Source organism: Streptomyces sp. CAU 1734 (assembly GCF_039888735.1).
GTDB lineage: Bacteria > Actinomycetota > Actinomycetes > Streptomycetales > Streptomycetaceae > Streptomyces.
Genome location: NZ_JBDQQP010000016.1, coordinates 80,128 through 94,833, shown reverse-complemented (window position 1 = coordinate 94,833; position 14,706 = coordinate 80,128). Strand labels below are relative to the sequence as shown.

General features: G+C 71.3%; 14 protein-coding genes. 4 read left to right on the top strand and 10 right to left on the bottom strand.

Features of this window, described 5'->3' with window-relative positions; genetic code table 11:
- The first annotated feature begins 53 nt into the window (after window positions 1-53).
- The 3 genes from AAFN69_RS27760 to AAFN69_RS27750 all read left to right on the top strand — a co-directional run bounded on the left by AAFN69_RS27760 (window position 54) and on the right by AAFN69_RS27750 (window position 4,469).
- A complete protein-coding gene (locus AAFN69_RS27760; protein ID WP_347731576.1) occupies window positions 54-1,181 on the top strand; it encodes a DegT/DnrJ/EryC1/StrS family aminotransferase in 1,128 nt (375 codons plus the stop codon).
- Window positions 1,182-1,284: 103 nt separating this feature from the next.
- Window positions 1,285-3,252: a KedN5 family methylcobalamin-dependent radical SAM C-methyltransferase gene (locus AAFN69_RS27755; protein WP_347731575.1), complete on the top strand. Its 1,968-nt coding sequence runs from the start codon at window positions 1,285-1,287 to the stop codon at window positions 3,250-3,252.
- Complete coding sequence (locus AAFN69_RS27750; RefSeq protein WP_347731574.1) at window positions 3,249-4,469, top strand: aminotransferase class V-fold PLP-dependent enzyme; 1,221 nt, start codon at window positions 3,249-3,251, stop codon at window positions 4,467-4,469. The genes AAFN69_RS27755 and AAFN69_RS27750 overlap by 4 nt, the downstream gene beginning before the upstream one ends.
- A gap of 71 nt (window positions 4,470-4,540) precedes the next feature.
- On the opposite strand, the gene AAFN69_RS27745 is transcribed toward AAFN69_RS27750, so the two are convergent.
- Entirely contained in the window at window positions 4,541-6,154 is a 1,614-nt protein-coding gene (locus AAFN69_RS27745) for a GMC family oxidoreductase N-terminal domain-containing protein (RefSeq protein WP_347731573.1), read from the bottom strand.
- 225 nt (window positions 6,155-6,379) lie between these two features.
- On the opposite strand from AAFN69_RS27745, the gene AAFN69_RS27740 reads away from it, so the two are divergent.
- Window positions 6,380-6,862, top strand: a complete 483-nt coding sequence (locus tag AAFN69_RS27740; protein ID WP_347731572.1) for an SgcJ/EcaC family oxidoreductase — start codon at window positions 6,380-6,382, stop codon at window positions 6,860-6,862.
- Between the two features lie 96 nt (window positions 6,863-6,958).
- On the opposite strand, the gene AAFN69_RS27735 is transcribed toward AAFN69_RS27740, so the two are convergent.
- The 9 genes from AAFN69_RS27735 to AAFN69_RS27695 form a co-directional block, all read right to left on the bottom strand.
- The gene (locus AAFN69_RS27735; protein WP_347731571.1) at window positions 6,959-8,620 is read right to left on the bottom strand and encodes an MFS transporter; all 1,662 of its coding nucleotides are present in this window, start codon (window positions 8,618-8,620) and stop codon (window positions 6,959-6,961) included.
- A 95-nt stretch (window positions 8,621-8,715) separates the two neighbouring features.
- Window positions 8,716-10,017 (bottom strand): activator-dependent family glycosyltransferase, encoded by a 1,302-nt coding sequence (locus AAFN69_RS27730; RefSeq protein ID WP_347731570.1) that lies wholly within the window; start codon window positions 10,015-10,017, stop codon window positions 8,716-8,718.
- 243 nt (window positions 10,018-10,260) lie between these two features.
- Complete coding sequence (locus AAFN69_RS27725) at window positions 10,261-10,581, bottom strand: hypothetical protein (protein ID WP_347731668.1); 321 nt, start codon at window positions 10,579-10,581, stop codon at window positions 10,261-10,263.
- Window positions 10,574-10,798 carry a hypothetical protein gene (locus AAFN69_RS27720; RefSeq protein ID WP_347731569.1) on the bottom strand — a complete coding sequence of 75 codons (225 nt, stop codon included), beginning with the start codon at window positions 10,796-10,798 and terminating at the stop codon, window positions 10,574-10,576. The genes AAFN69_RS27725 and AAFN69_RS27720 overlap by 8 nt, the downstream gene beginning before the upstream one ends.
- A 159-nt stretch (window positions 10,799-10,957) precedes the next feature.
- Window positions 10,958-11,620, bottom strand: coding sequence for an alpha/beta hydrolase (locus AAFN69_RS27715; protein WP_347731568.1), 663 nt, complete (start codon window positions 11,618-11,620; stop codon window positions 10,958-10,960).
- A gap of 32 nt (window positions 11,621-11,652) precedes the next feature.
- Window positions 11,653-12,420 carry a DUF2306 domain-containing protein gene (locus AAFN69_RS27710; RefSeq protein ID WP_347731567.1) on the bottom strand — a complete coding sequence of 256 codons (768 nt, stop codon included), beginning with the start codon at window positions 12,418-12,420 and terminating at the stop codon, window positions 11,653-11,655.
- A 97-nt stretch (window positions 12,421-12,517) separates the two neighbouring features.
- Entirely contained in the window at window positions 12,518-13,576 is a 1,059-nt protein-coding gene (locus tag AAFN69_RS27705) for a glucose-1-phosphate thymidylyltransferase (RefSeq protein WP_347731566.1), read from the bottom strand.
- Between the two features lie 29 nt (window positions 13,577-13,605).
- Window positions 13,606-14,070, bottom strand: coding sequence for an SgcJ/EcaC family oxidoreductase (locus AAFN69_RS27700; RefSeq protein WP_347731565.1), 465 nt, complete (start codon window positions 14,068-14,070; stop codon window positions 13,606-13,608).
- 38 nt (window positions 14,071-14,108) lie between these two features.
- Entirely contained in the window at window positions 14,109-14,558 is a 450-nt protein-coding gene (locus AAFN69_RS27695) for an SgcJ/EcaC family oxidoreductase (RefSeq protein WP_347731564.1), read from the bottom strand.
- Window positions 14,559-14,706: the final 148 nt, after the last annotated feature.

Sequence of the window (14,706 nt, the reverse complement as noted above, 5' to 3'; positions counted from 1 at the left end):
CGGGCACGACACGACGGTGACGATGACGACGACACAGCAAGGGAAGCCACGGTATGGACATCACGGTCCCCTTCCTCGATCTTCGCGCTCCCTACGCGGAGCTGAAGCCCGGTATCGACGCGGCCTGGGAGCGGGTGACGCGTTCGGGGTGGTACGTGCTGGGGCCCGAGGTGGAGGCGTTCGAGGAGGAGTTCGCGGCGTACTGCGGCGGGGCGCACTGTGTGTCGGTGAGCAGTGGGGCGGCGGCGCTGGAGCTGATTCTGCGGGGGCTGGGGATCGGCCCGGGCGATGAGGTGATCGTGCCGGGGCACACCTTCGCGGCGACCTGGTTCGCGGTGTCGGCCGCCGGGGCGCGGCCGGTGGCGGCCGAGCCGGATCCGGTGACCGGCACGCTCGATCCGGCGCGGGTGGCGGCGGCGGTCACCGCGCGGACCCGGGCGGTGCTGCCGGTGCATCTGTACGGGTATCCGGCGGATCTGCGGGCGATCAAGGAGGTCGCGGCCCGGCACGGGCTGGCCGTGGTGGAGGACGCGGCGCAGGCGCCGGGCGCGGTGCTGGACGGGCGCCGGGTGGGGGCGGGCGATTCCACGGTCGCGTTCAGTTTCTACCCGGGCAAGAATCTGGGGGCGATGGGTGACGGCGGTGCGGTGGTCACCTCGGACGCCGCGCTCGCGCACCGGATCCGGCTGCTGCGCAACCACGGTTCGCTGGTGAAGTACCGGCACGAGGTGGTGGGGGCCAACGCGCGGCTGGACGAATTGCAGGCGGCGATCCTGCGGGTGAAGCTGCCGGTGCTGGACGAGTGGAACGCGCGGCGGTCGGCGGTCGCGGAGCGGTATCTGCGCGAGCTCGGCGGCGGCCGGTTCCCGGACTTGGGGCTGCCGCCCGCGGCCTGTTCCCGGGCGCGGCCGGTGTGGCATCTGTTCGTGGTGCGCTCGGCGCGGCGGGAGGAGCTGCGGCTGCATCTGGCCGGCCGCGGGGTCGAGGCGCTGATCCACTATCCGGTGGCGGTGCACCGCTCCCCCGCCTACGCGGGCGGGCCGGCGGCGGCGCGGGCGCTGCCGGTCTCGGAGCGGCTCGCCGACGAGGTGCTGAGTCTGCCGATCGGTCCGCACATGCCGGACGGGGCGGTTGGCACGGTCATTGCCGCGGTTGAGGAATTCTTTACCCGCCCGCGCTGAACGGCGGGCTGTTGCGCATCCTCGGAGATGTTCCGCTCGCCGCGCCGCGGCCACCCTGGGGGAATCGCACTTCCGCCGGAGCGGAATCAAGGGAGTCCTGACGATGTCGCGTGAGAAAGCCCTGGTCTACCTGGTGCAGCAGAGCGTTTGGGATTCCCCGATGGAATCGATGCCGCTGGCCATGGGGTACATGAAGTCAACCGCTCTCGCCGATCCGCGCATTGCCCGCGAGGCGGATATCCGAATTCTCAACTACCGGGGCGGCAAGAGCCTTTCCAGTATGGCGAATGAAATGTTCCGGGACAGTGTTCCGGATGTTCTGGCGTTCTCGGTGCTCGGCTGGAATTTCCGTACGTTCGGGTGTCTGGCGGAGACGTTCAAGCAGCTCAACCCGGACGGCTGGGTGATCATGGGCGGTACGCACGTGGCCCACCAGGGCGACCGGGTGTTCCGGATGTTCCCCGAGGTCGATGCCGTGGTCAACGGGGAGGGTGAGTTCGTCTTCCGGGACATCGTGGCCGCCCGGCTCGACGGGGTGTCGCCGCGGGAGCTGGACGGGATAACGGGTCTGACGTACCGGGCGGAGGACGGCACGGTGTGCCGAAATCCCGACCGGGACCGCATCGAGGATCTGAATGACATTCCCTCGCCGTTTCTGACGGGGGCGCTGGAGCTGACGGACGGGGCCGGGAACTTCCGGTACGACGTGGCCATCATGGAGACGAACCGCGGGTGTCCCTACAAGTGTGCCTTCTGTTATTGGGGCGGGGCGGTCGGGCAGAAGGTGCGGGCGTTCTCCCGGGAGCGGCTGCGGGCGGAGCTGGAGCTCTTCGCCAGACATCAGGTGCATACGATTGTGCTGTGTGACGCCAACTTCGGCCTGCTGCGCGGTGATGTGGACTTCATCGATGATCTGATCGAGCTGCGCGAGAAGTACGGATTTCCGCGTGCGGTGGAGACGTCGTGGGCGAAGAACAAGTCCAAGTCGTTCTTCGAGATCGTGGGGAAGATGAAGAGGGCGGGGATGCGGAGTTCGTTCACGCTGGCCCTGCAGACGCTGGACGACACCACCCTGGGTCTGATGAACCGCAGGAACATGAAGGTGAACGACTGGGAGGATCTCGCGGAGCGGCTGGACAAGGAGGGGCTCGATCTGTACGCCGAGCTGATCTGGGGGGCTCCCGGTGAGACGGTGGAGTCCTTCATGGCGGGGTACGACAAGCTCTCGCGCCGGGTCTCGCGGATCGCCTGTTATCCGATGCTGATGCTGCCCAACACCGACTATTCGGAGCAGAAGTCGCGGTACGGCATCGTGTCGGTGCGCGGGGACAACGACGACTTCGAGTACATGCTGGCGAACAGCACCGTCACCTTCGCCGAGAACCAGCGGATGCAGCGTTTTCTGTACTGGGCGCGGGTGATCGCGGAGATGTGTGTGCTGCGGTCCACCTGGGTGGGGCTGCGGGAGCTGGCGGGGATCAGCCAGTCGGAGGCGCTGCGCAGTATCGGTTCGTTCATCGAGAACTCCGGTGATCCGGCGGCCGAGCCGCTGCGGGAGGCGATGGCGAGTTCCATCGGCGGGACCGGGGACATCGCGCAGGGGGTGACGCTCTTCTACACCGATCCCGGCGGGCGTGAGCTGCTGCGGCGGTGGTGGGGTGCGGAGATACGGCCCCGGCTGCCCGCGGCCGAGGCGGCGGTGGTCGAGGAGATCTTCCGCTACGACCTGCTGACCCATCCGGTGGTGGAGGGCGGCGGGGAGCCGGAGCTGCCGGTGGTGTCCCTGCGCGGTGAGGGCTATCACGTACGGGAGAACGTGCTGCTGGCGTATGACGTGCCGGCGGTTGTCGCGGCGCTGCGGTCGGGTGAGGTACCGGATCTGCGGGCGCAGCCGGTGGCGCTGGACCTCTATTACCGGACGGGGTCCCACAACGCGGTGACCTCCACCAATCATGAAGTGATCATTCACTACATGGGGATGCCGCGGCAGGCGGCGCTCGCCAACGCGGCGGCGGTGGATGTGCCGGGCGCGGTCGCGAGGCCCGCGGGCGGTCAGGGGGGTTCCTCATGACCGCGACGAGCCCGCGCACCGGGTCACGGACCGCACCCGGGGCGGCGGCACGGGCCGCCGGGCCGGGCGGGGCGGGGCGGCTGGACGCGGCGGCGTTCCGGGAGCGTTTCCCGATGCTGCGCCGCGGTGTTCACCTGAGTTCGTGTTCGCTGGGCGCGCCGTCGACCGATGTGGTGGGTGCGGTGCGGGCCATGTTCGGGGCGATGGACGGTCCCGGGGCGCCGTGGCCGGTGTGGGAGACGGTGATCGAGGAGGCGCGTGCCCGGTTCGCGGCGCTGATCGGTGCGCGGCCCGGGGACATCGCGCTGATGCCCAACGCGACCCAGGGGGCGTATCAGGTCGCGTCGACGACCGACTGGCGGCTGCGGCCCCGGGTGGTCACCACGGAGGAGGAGTTCCCCACGGTCGCCCATGTGCTGCTGGCGCAGCGGGTGCTGGGCGCGGAGGTGGTGTTCGTGCCGGGGGGTGAGCCGGAGGAGGTGCTGGCGGGGTACGCGGAGCTGATCGACGAGCGGACCGCGCTGGTGTCCCTGCCGACGACGACCTACCGGGAGGGGACCCGGCTGCCGGTGGCGCGGATCGCGGCGCTGGCCCGGGAGGCCGGGGCGCGGACGTTCGTGGACGCGTATCAGTCGGTGGGGGTGGAGCCGGTGGATGTCGGCGCGCTGGGCGTCGACTATCTGGTGTCGGGTACGCAGAAGTATGTGCTGGGGCTGCCGGGGCTGGCGTTTCTCTATGTGCGTCCGGGGGTGCGCGGGGACCGGGATCCGGTGTTCACCGGCTGGTTCGGGCGGGTCGATCCGGACGCGTTCGACGCGTTCACGCTGGATTTCGCGGACGGGGCGCGGCGGCTGGAGACCGGGAATCACGCGGTGCCGGCGGCGTACGCGGCGCATGCGGCGCTGGGGCTGCTGGAGCGGGCGGGTACGGACGAGGTGTGGCGGCATGTGTCGGCGCTGACGGAGCGTGCGGCGCGGACGCTGGCGGCGGCGGGTGAGCGGCTGGCCGGTCCGGCGGATGCGCGGGACCGGGGTGCGCATGTGGCGCTGCGGGACGCGGATCCGCGGGCGCTGGGCGGCCATCTGGCGTCCCGGGGGATCCGGATCGCGCCGCGCGGGGAGTTCGCCCGGATCTCGTTCCATTATTTCAACAGCACGGACGATGTGGATCTGGTCTGTGCGGAGATCGCGCGGTACCGGGAGCTGTCCGGCCGCTGACGCGGCCGGGGCAGTGCGGAAGGGCGGTCCGGCACTCGGGTGCCGGACCGCCCTTTCGGTGTGTGTACGGGTCAGACGCCGGCGGGTACGGCTCCGGCGCGGCCGGCCGGCTCGGTGCGGGCGGGCAGGTCGGCGGGGGTGAGGGAGCGGCCCCTGATGAGGTCGGCGGCCTTCTCGGCGATGGCGATGGTGGGGGCGTTGGTGTTGCCCCGGGGCACGGCCGGCATGACGGAGGCGTCGGCGACCCGGAGTCCGTCGACGCCCAGGACCTTGAGTTCCGCGTCGACCACGGCGCCCATGGCGCAGGTGGAGGTGGGGTGGTAGATGGAGTGGGTGACGCGCAGGATGTAGGCGCGCAGGTCGGCGTCGGACGCGGAGGCCGGCGGGAGGTGGGGGGTGGCGGTGTAGGGGGCGAGGGCCTTCTGGCCGGCGATGTCGAGGGCGATGCGCAGGGCGGCGACGGCGGTGTCGAGGTCGGCCCGCTCGGCGAAGTAGTTGTGCAGGATGCGGGGTTTGGCGGTGGGGTCCTCGGAGGCGAGGCCGACCTCGCCGCGGCTGTGCGGGGTCAGGAGCGAGGGCCCGAAGGTGAGGGCGTGTGCGGTGGGGATGCCGAGGCCGCTGTCGGTGAACATCACCGGGGCGGCGAGGTATTCGACGTCGGGGGCGGCCAGTGAGCTGTCGGTGCGGGCGAATCCGCCGACTTCGGGGCCGTTGGAGGTGAGCGGGCCGCGTCCCTCGGCGATGAACCGCTCGACGTTCTCGGGGCTGCCCGCCGCGAGCATGCTGATGGGGTGTTCGTGCGGGTAGACCAGCGGGACCAGGACGTGGTCCTGGAGGTTCTGTCCGACCTGGGGCTGGTCGAGGATGACGGGGATGCCGAGGGCGCCGAGAAGGCCCGCGGGGCCGATGCCGGAGAGCTGGAGCAGCTGGGGGGTGTTGTAGGTGCCGGCGGAGAGGATGACCTCGCGTTCGGCGCGCAGGGTGACGAGTTCGTCGAGGCGGTAGCCGACGACCCCGCTGGCGCGGCCGTCCTCGATGAGGACGCGGTGCACCTGGAGGTTGGTCTCGACCGTGAGGTTGGGGCGGGCGAGCGCGGGGTGCAGGAACGCGGTGGCGGTGCTGGCGCGCCGGCCGTCGCGCTGGTTGAGCTGGAAGGCGCCGAATCCGTCCTGTGCGGCTCCGTTGAAATCGTCGTTGGCGGCGAATCCGGCTTCGACGGCGGCTTCGACGAACGCGGTGGACATGGGGTTGGCGGCGCGGCCGTCGGAGACCGCGAGGGGGCCGCCGCTGCCGTGGTAGTCGGAGGCGCCGCGTTCATTGTCCTCGGAGCGCTTGAAGTACGGGAGGAGTTCGCGGTAGCTCCAGCCGGGCTGATTCCAGGAGTCGTAGTCGGCCTGGTTCCCTCGGATGTAGATCTGTGTATTGATCGAGCTCGTTCCGCCGAGTACCCGGCCGCGCGGGAGATAGACACGGCGGCGGTTCAGATAGGGCTCGTCGTGTGTGTCGTAGTCCCAGTCGAGGCGGGTGCGGAAGAGTTTCGAGAAGGCTGCCGGAATATGGATCTGTTCTGCGGAATCCACCGGCCCGGCTTCTACGAGACACACCTTGACCTGTGGGTCCTCACTCAGTCGAGCTGCGAGGACGCTGCCGGCCGAGCCGCCGCCGACTATGACGTAGTCGTACATGAACCCTCCTTGAACGATTGTTCCAAGAATGGCGCAGCGGGGGTTCCGGCTCTTCTCCTGACGTGCCTGAACAGGTGCCGGCGGGGTGTTTTCGGGCGGGGTGGGCGCGCGGGGTGCACCGCATTTCTGAAGACGCGTCCCTTTCCCGGCGGGTGTGACGATGTGGCGTGGGGTCCGCCCTGCACCGGCCGCCGGCCGGACAGTGAATTGACAAGGAGAGCCGATATGAGTGCGACCGTCACGGCATGGGGCAGTGCGACAGAGATTCTGGCCGCCGCCGGTGTGGAGGAGGACCTCTCGTACTACCGCTCCTTCACCGGTGATGACGAGAAGGCGGTGCTCGCGGTGGCCCAGAAGGTGCAGGCGGCCTGGGCGGCGAACGACGCGGACGCGTTCGCGGACTGCTTCGCGGAGAACGGCAGTCTGCTGATGCAGGACGAGCAGCTGACGAGCCGTGAGGAGATTCGCGCCTATATGGCCCGGGGCTTCGCGGGGCCGCTGAAGGGGGCCCGGGTGAGCGGGGGGCCGCTGTATCTGAAGTTCCTCGGCGACCGGGCCGCGGTGACGGTCACCGAGGGCGGGATCATCCGTCCCGGGGAGAGCGCGATAGCGCCGGACCGCCGGATCCGGGCGACCTGGGTGATCGCGCTGGAGGACGACGGGCAGCCGCGGCTGCTGTCCCATCAGTCCAGCCCCATCAGCGGCTGAGCACGGGCCGCCGGACGGAAACCGCGGTCGTACGGGAACCCTCGCCGGAGGGTTCCCGTACGACCGCGGTGGTGTGTGCGGGGTGGTGCGGATGGGCTACGGGGCGGGGGTGGCCGCCCGCGCGGGCTCGTTCTCCGGTGCGGGTGCGGGCTCGGGGGCGGTCTCGGCCGTCTTCCCGGCCGTGTTCTCGGGGGCGGTGTCGGGGGCGGTGTCGGGGGCGGGCTGTTCGGTGTTCTTCGGGGTGCGCAGGAGTCCGGCGGCGAGTGCCGCCAGCAGCACCATGGAGGCCGCGCTGACGGCGGCCACGGTGGTCAGGCCGCTGGTGAACGCGTCGCGGGCGGGCCCGAGAAGCGCCGCGGCGAGGGTGTCGGACAGATCGACGGCGGCGGCCGACGCGCCGGCGAGGGATTCGCGTGCCGCGTCCACCGCCTGCGCGGGAAGGTCGGCGCTGTATCCGCTGTCGGCCTCGGCCCGGTAGACGGCGGTGCCGACGCTGCCGAGCAGGGCGACACCGAGGGCGACACCGAGTTCGCTGCTGGTCTCGGAGGCCGAGGCGGCCGAACCGGCCTTCTCCGGCGGTGCGGCGCCGACGATCAGGTCGGTGCTGAGGGCCGCCATCGGGCCCAGGCCGAGGAAGATGAGGGTGAAGCAGGCGATGACGGGCAGTGCCCCGGAGCCGGGGCCGACCTGGGTGAGCAGGGCGCCGCCGATCGCCGAGACGATCGCTCCGCCGGCGATGGCCTGTCCCATGCCGAAGCGCTGGGCCAGTGCGGGCGCCAGCATGGCGCCGACGACCGTGCCCAGGGCGGAGGGCAGCATCCACGGCCCGGCCGCGAGCGGCGAGAGTCCGTCGACCATCTGGAGGTACTGGGTGACGAAGAGGCCGACGCCGCCCATGGTGGCGGTGCCGATCAGCAGCATGCCCATGGCTCCGGAGAAGGCGCGGCTGCGGAAGAGGCTGATGTCGAGCAGGGGTGCGGCCAGCCGGCGCTGGCGGGCGACGAACAGGACACCGCAGGCGATGCCGACGGCGCCGCTGATGAACGCCGTCGCGGAGGGGCCGTGGGCGGCCAGTTCCTTGAGGCCGTAGATGACGGGGAGGATGGCGGCGAGGGAGAGCGCCACACTGGCCGCGTCGAGCCGTCCGGCGCTGGTGTCGCGGTACTCGGGCAGCAGCCGGGGTCCGGCGATCAGCAGCACCAGCATCACGGGGACGCCGAGGAGGAAGACCGAGCCCCACCAGAAGTACTCCAGCAGCGCGCCGCCGACGACGGGGCCGATCGCGGTGCCGGCCATGAAGCAGCTCATCCAGACGGCGATGGCGATGCCGCGCTGCTTCTCGTCCTGGAACATGTTGCTGATCAGGGCGAGGGTGGAGGGGCCGAGGGTGGCGCCCGCGATGCCGAGGAGGGCGCGGGTGACGATCAGCATCTCGGCGCTGTTGGAGTACGCGGCCAGCACGGAGGCGACGCCGAACGCGGCGGCGCCGATGAGCAGGAGCTTGCGCCGGCCGATGCGGTCGCCGAGGGTGCCCATGGTGATGAGGAACCCGGCGATCATGAACGCGTAGATGTCCATGACCCACAGCTGCTGGGTGCTGCTGGGGTCGAGGTCGGCGCTCAGATACGGGAGCGCCAGGTAGAGCACGCCCAGATCGAGGGCGAGCAGGGTGGTGGGCAGGGCGAGCACCGCCAGCCCGATCCATTCCCGCCGCCCGGCCCGGGGGGGCCGGGGAACGGTCTCGGGGGGTGTCTCCATGGCGTTCCTTTCCATTGGTCCGGTGCCGGGTCGGCACGGGCTCACGGGTGGGGCTTGCGGCCGGTCCGTCGGGTCGGGTCCGGGCCGGCCGGTTCTCAGGTCTGTAAGGGGCGGGCGGCGGCGCGGTGGGCGGCGGTCAGCCGTTCCATCGCGGCGACGGCGTCGTTCAGGCTCGGGGCGCCCAGGCGCTCGGTCCGCAGCCGGGCGGCGTTGGCCGCGAAGGAGGGGTCGTCCAGGACGCGCAGCAGCTGGGTGCGGAGCAGGTCGGCGGTGATCCGGTCGGAGTCGGCGACATAGACGCCGGCGCCCTGGTCCTCCACTCCGTTGGCGAAGGCCACCGGGGCCCACCACTTCTCGCTCCAGTACGTGCCCGGGACGATGAGCTGCGGGACTCCGTGCTCGATCGCGGAGTTGAAGGAGCCGGGGCCGCCGTGGTGGACGATGGCCGAGCAGGTGGGCAGCAGGGTGGTCAGCGGTACGAAGTCCACCAGCCTGACGTTGTCCGGGATGGTGGTGAAGGAGTCGAGCTGCTTGGCGGTGAAGGTGGCCACCACCTCGGCGTCGATGTCGGCGACGGCTTCGAGGAGTTCACCGGCGGACGCCTCGATGCCGTGGGACTCGCGGTGCGAGAAGCCGAGGGTGAGGCAGACACGCCGGCGCTCGGGCTTCTCGTACACCCAGGCCGGGGAGCGCGCCGGCCCGTTGAAGGCGATGGGGCGCACCGGGAGGTAGTGGATGCCTCGGGGGTGGTGGATCCAGTCGGCGCAGGGGTCGATGGTCCACTGGCCGAGGGCGATCTCCTCGTTCCAGCTCAGGCCGTGGCGGTCGAGTACCGGCTGCAGCCACTGCCGCATGGGGTCGGGGCGGTGGGCGAGTTCGGCCGCGGCGGCGGTGCGCAGCTGCCCGAGGGAGTCGACGCCCCACAGGAAGCGGGCGTGGGCGGCGCCGCTCGCGAGGGCGGCGACGGGGCCCGCGAAGGAGAGGGTGTTCCAGATGACCAGGTCCGGCTTCCACAGGCGGGCGAATTCCACCAGGTCGTCGAAGGTGGAGTCGTCGGAGAGGAGCGGGAAGAAGTCGGTGGCCAGGGCGGCGAGTTCGCCGTAGGGGTCGTCGGCCGCGTACTCGTCCTGGCGGGAGGCGGGCCGCGGTGCGGTGCCGGCGGCCGGGCGCGGCGGGGCGGGCGGCTTCTCCGGTTCGGCCGCCGCGAGATCGTCGCGGAGGTTGGGGGCCGGTTCGCCGACGGGGTGGGGCATCAGGCCCAGTCCGGTGATGTCGGCGGCCAGGTCGGGATGGCTCGCCACCCGCACCTCGTGCCCCGCGGTCTGCATCGACCAGGCCAGCGGGGCTATCAGGTTCAGCTGCGATTTGTTCAGGCAGGTGACGAACAGGACGCGCATGAAGGTCCTTTCCGGGAACGGGAACGGCCGCGGCCGGCCGGGCGGCGTCGCGGCCGAGGCGGAGCGTCCGGCCGGGATGCCGGGGCGTTTGCGGCAGGACCGCCGGCGTCGAGCGTCGCACCGTGGCAGGGGGGCGGGCATCTTCCGGATTGCGCTGTTGGGCGGGGACGGGAATGCGGCCGGGCGGGCGCGGAAGAGCCCCGCTCCCCCGGCGGGAGGGAGCGGGGCTCGTCGCCGGCGGCGTCAGCGGGCCGAGGGAGTGTCCGCCAGTGGGGGCGGCGGGGGGAGGACGGCGGGGGTCGCCATGCCGTTGTCCTCCAGGGCGAACTCGTCCAGTTCGACACTGCGGACCAGGACACCGGGCAGGTCCACGAATCGGGCCAGCGCGTCGGCGATGGCCTGGGTCAGCGTCTCGGCCTCGAAGGAGCACGAGAACAGAGCGGAGTCAGGCCCCGTCTCCAGGCCGATGCGTCCGTCGTGGAAGCTCGCCAGCTCCGTCAGCCTGTCGTCCTGCTCTTCGGTGAGAGGGTCCTGGAGGACCAGGTTGAAGTACCAGTTACGCACAGTGCGCATGCCTCCGCGTGAATCGATCGATGTACCGGGCCTCTTCCCCCGGACTCTGCGGGGTGCAGGGCACCGTGTGTTTACGGTTGCACGGACAGCAGAGCACCCAACCCCATTGATGGTTCTTGCCCGTACGGGTCACCTTGAGCCCCGCCGCCTCCGCCCTTTTCAGGGCCGCTTCGACGTCCTTCTTCTGATGCCTGTCCCCGAGTCCCATGTCATCACGTTGTACGCGCCGGGCACCGGACTTGCTGCCGGGCCGGAGGCATGTCACCCCATCAGGTGACCGGCCGGTCGCGTCCGTGACGGCGGCGGAACGCGGGCGAGCCCCGTACGCGTGACGCGTACGGGGCTCGGCCGGTTCGGGCGCGGTGGGTCACTCGGCGGCGTACCGCTCCAGGTAGTCGGCGACTTCCTCCGGGCGGCTGAGCGGGATGCAGTGTCCGCCGCCCTCGATCGCGTCCGCCTCGACGCCGAGGCGGTCCCGGGCGACCTTGCGGCTCCACTCCTCGGGCATGAAGCGGTCGTCGCCGCCGATGAGGACCCGGGTGGGCACGTCCGGCCACCGCTCCAGCGGCCAGGGCTTGTCCATCGGGGTCTCGGACTGGCGGCGTTCGCGGCTCAGCGCGCCGGCCACGAGATCGGCCGGTACGTCGTGGTAGAACTGCGCGTTCTCGTCGTCGCCCGCGGCCGGCTCGTACACCAGGTCGCTGTGGCCGGTGTTGCCCCACCAGTCGTTCACGCTCTCGCCCGGCCGCGGGATCATTCCGGAGACCATCACGATGAGGCGGGCGCCGGTGCGGTCGGCCACCAGGGGGGCGGTGAATCCGCCGAGCGAGTGGCCCGCGATGACCAGGTCGGTGCGGTCGCCGATGGCCTTGACCACGACTTCGGCGTAGTCGGGGTAGGTGGCGGTGTCGTCGTCGCTGGGCAGGTCGGGGGCGACCACGTCGTGGCCCCGGGCCCGGAGGGCGGCTTCGACCAGATGCCAGCTCCATCCGGCGTCGCCGGCGCCGTGGATCAGCACGAAAGTGGTCATGGTGAGTGGTTCCTTCCGATTGGTGCGTGGTGCTACCGCGCGGGCGCTGCGGCGCCCCTCCGGCGGGCGGAGGTGCGGCGCAGCCACCAGTACGCGGCCAGAGCGGTGATGATCCAGTTCAGCCAGAACCCGGCGAACTGGGCCAGGACGGGCAGCAGTGCGTAGTTGAAGTCGGGTATCAGCGAGGTGCCGTACCAGACGCTGTGGAACAGGGCGCGGCCGGTGACCGGGCCCATGCACAGGGCGAAGCTGTAGACCATGAGGGTGCGGTGGGTCTCCCAGCGGCGGGCGCGGGCGGCGCGGTGGCCGGCGATGGTGACGGCGAGGGCGCCGATCGCCCAGAGGGTGGTGCCCACCGCGCCGAGGCCGGTGAGGTTGCCGAAGGGCATGATCACCAGGGCGAGGAGCGCGGCCGGGACCATGCCGCCGATGACATAGGCGCGCCCGCTGAAGCGGTGGACGGCCGGGTGGTTGCGGCGCAGCCACGGCCAGACCTGGAGCACGGCCGTCACGATGGCGATGGTGCCGAAGACGATGTGCAGGACGAGGAACGCGTAGTGGCTCGTGAAGCCCGGGTCGAGGGGGATCAGCGACTGGGAGGGGTCCAGGCCGAGATAGCGGGGCCAGGTCATGTAGAGGAAGCCCGCGACCAGCAGGCCCAGCGGCAGGATCCAGGGGCGGCGCAGCCAGGAGCGCTGTGCGGCCGGCGCGGGGACGGGGATGGGGACGGGAGCCGGGGCGGCCGGGGCCGGCCGGCTGCGTCTGTCCGTCAGTTCCGCCGGGTCGGCGTTCTGTGTCATGGGCGCACACTCCTGCGCAGCGGGTTTCGGAAGCTGCGTGTCGTCTGGGGGAAACGGTAGTGAGGCGGGGCGTCCCGCTCTTCTTCGAGATTGCTCTTCATGCGGCGATCTGGACTCGGGTGTGGTCGCCGACCAGCAGGCGGTGATGGGCGCCCGAGGGTCCGACGGTCGCCGAGCGGCCGATGATGGAGTCGTGCAGACGGGGCAGGTCGGCCACGGTGGAGCCGTCCAGGACGATGGAGTCGCTGACCCAGGTGGAGCGCACCACGCAGTCGCGGCCGATGGAGGCGAAGGGGCCGATCCGGCTGTGTTCGACCACGGTGCCGGCGCCGATGATCGCCGGGCCGGTGATGACGGAGGCGATCACCCGGGCGCCGGGTTCGACGGTCACCGGGCCGTCGAGGACGCTCAGGTGGTCGGTCTCGCCGCGGACGGTGTGGTGGAGGGTGGGGAGCAGGCGCCGGTTGCAGTCGAGGACGGCGTCCGCGGTGCCGGTGTCCTGCCAGTAGCCGTCGTGTTCGCCGGCGGTGACCTCGGCGCCGGAGGTGACCATCCACTGGAGGGCGTCGGTGATCTCCAGTTCGCCGCGGGTGCCCGGGCGGATGGCGGCGACGGCCCGGTGGACGGCCGGGGTGAAGAAGTAGACGCCGATCAGGGCGAGGTCGCTGCGGGGGCGGAGCGGTTTCTCCACCAGTGCGCTCACCCGTCCGCCGGTGTCGAGTTCGACGACGCCGAAGGCGCGCGGATCGGGCACTTTGCGGACCATGACATGGGCCGCGGGGCGCTCGTGTCCGAACCGCGCGGCGGCCTCGGTGATGCCGTCGGGCAGAACGATGTCGCCGAGATAGAGCACGAAGTCGTCGTCGCGGAGGAAGGGGCGGGCCAGCCGGACGCAGTGGGCCAGGCCCAGTGGCCGGTCCTGCCGGATGTAGGTGATGCGCACCCCGAACCGGGAGCCGTCGCCGAGGGCTTCGGCGATCTCCCCGGCCCACTGGCCGACGATGACGCCGACCTCCCGGACGCCCGCGGCCCGGATGTTCTCCAGGGCGTACTCCAGGACGGGCTTGTTGGCGATCGGCAGGAGCTGCTTGGGCATGGAGTGGCTGAGCGGACGCAGACGGGTGCCCGATCCGCCCGCGAGGACGAGTGCTTTCACAGCGGTGTCTCCCGGCGGGGACGCGGTGGTCAGCCCTTGACGGGGCTGGTCTGGTAGGAGAAGAGCTTCCACTCGCCGTTCTGCTTGAAGGTCACCCACACGGCGCGGACGAGCTGTTCGGGTGCGGGAGTGGTCTCGCCGTCGCGGAGCAGGCCGCCCTCGGTGACGGCGACGGCGACACCGTCGGTGATGAAGCGGACCGCGACGGGGTCGTGGGTGATGCGGGTGCCCCCGTAGGGGCCGGCGAAGCTCTCGGCGAGGCGGGTGCGGATCTCCTCGCGGCTCTGGAGCTGGTCGTCGCCGAGGAGGAGGCTGCCGTTGTCGGCGAAGACCTCGGCGACGCCGTCGGCGTCATTGCGGTCCCAGGCGCCGCGGAATCGCAGCGGGACGCTGAGGACGGCGCCTTCCTCCCCGTTGGGGAAGGCTCCGTAGTGGCCGGCCCACTCCTTCGCCTGGTCGACGAGGAGTGCTGCCTTGGCGGCCTGGTTCGACATCGGTTTCTCCTGCCTAGTCGGTGGGGTGGGAGGGGGTGTCACCAGCGCAGCGTGGCGCCCGAGCCGCGGGGGCTGTTCTGGTAGGCGGTGAGCTTCCACTCGCCGTCCTGGCGCACCAGGGTCCAGGTGGAGCGGACGGCGAGGGCCGGGTCGATCTCGCTCTCCCCCGGCGGGAGGATGCCGCCGTGGGTGCGGATCAGGGCCACGTCGTCGCCGATGAAGCGCAGGTCGACGGGCTGGCCGGTGACGCCGCTGCCCTTGAAGGGGCCGGCGTAGGCGGCGGCCATGAAGGAGCGGATCTCCTCGCGGCTGGTCTTGTACACATCGCCGGGCAGGATGAGGACGCCGTCCTCGGTGAAGACGTCGGCGACGCCGTCGGCGTCGTTCCTGGCCCAGGCGCCCACCAGCTTCAGGGGGACTCCGAGCGCCTCCTTCTCCTTGTCGCTGGTGAACGTCCCGTAGTAGGCGTCCAGTGCTGTGGTCACCATTCCTCCTTCGACGGCCCTGTGGAATTGGGCTCATCGTGGCGGCGGGGGCGCGGGGGGCGCATCTCCCGGCGTGCGATGCGGGGGGTGCGGGGGCGGGGGGGTTGGTGCGGGCCGTTACGGGGCGCTGCCCCGGACTCGGGGGGGGGGG

Excerpts from the sequence above, each read along its gene's own strand:
- AAFN69_RS27760 (WP_347731576.1), top strand. The coding sequence starts at position 54 with ATGGACATCACGGTCCCCTTCCTCGATCTTCGCGCTCCCTACGCGGAG.
- AAFN69_RS27755 (WP_347731575.1), top strand. The coding sequence starts at position 1,285 with ATGTCGCGTGAGAAAGCCCTGGTCTACCTGGTGCAGCAGAGCGTTTGG.
- AAFN69_RS27750 (WP_347731574.1), top strand. The coding sequence starts at position 3,249 with ATGACCGCGACGAGCCCGCGCACCGGGTCACGGACCGCACCCGGGGCG.
- AAFN69_RS27745 (WP_347731573.1), bottom strand. The coding sequence starts at position 6,154 with ATGTACGACTACGTCATAGTCGGCGGCGGCTCGGCCGGCAGCGTCCTC.
- AAFN69_RS27740 (WP_347731572.1), top strand. The coding sequence starts at position 6,380 with ATGAGTGCGACCGTCACGGCATGGGGCAGTGCGACAGAGATTCTGGCC.
- AAFN69_RS27735 (WP_347731571.1), bottom strand. The coding sequence starts at position 8,620 with ATGGAGACACCCCCCGAGACCGTTCCCCGGCCCCCCCGGGCCGGGCGG.
- AAFN69_RS27730 (WP_347731570.1), bottom strand. The coding sequence starts at position 10,017 with ATGCGCGTCCTGTTCGTCACCTGCCTGAACAAATCGCAGCTGAACCTG.
- AAFN69_RS27720 (WP_347731569.1), bottom strand. The coding sequence starts at position 10,798 with ATGGGACTCGGGGACAGGCATCAGAAGAAGGACGTCGAAGCGGCCCTG.
- AAFN69_RS27715 (WP_347731568.1), bottom strand. The coding sequence starts at position 11,620 with ATGACCACTTTCGTGCTGATCCACGGCGCCGGCGACGCCGGATGGAGC.
- AAFN69_RS27710 (WP_347731567.1), bottom strand. The coding sequence starts at position 12,420 with ATGACACAGAACGCCGACCCGGCGGAACTGACGGACAGACGCAGCCGG.
- AAFN69_RS27700 (WP_347731565.1), bottom strand. The coding sequence starts at position 14,070 with ATGTCGAACCAGGCCGCCAAGGCAGCACTCCTCGTCGACCAGGCGAAG.
- AAFN69_RS27695 (WP_347731564.1), bottom strand. The coding sequence starts at position 14,558 with ATGGTGACCACAGCACTGGACGCCTACTACGGGACGTTCACCAGCGAC.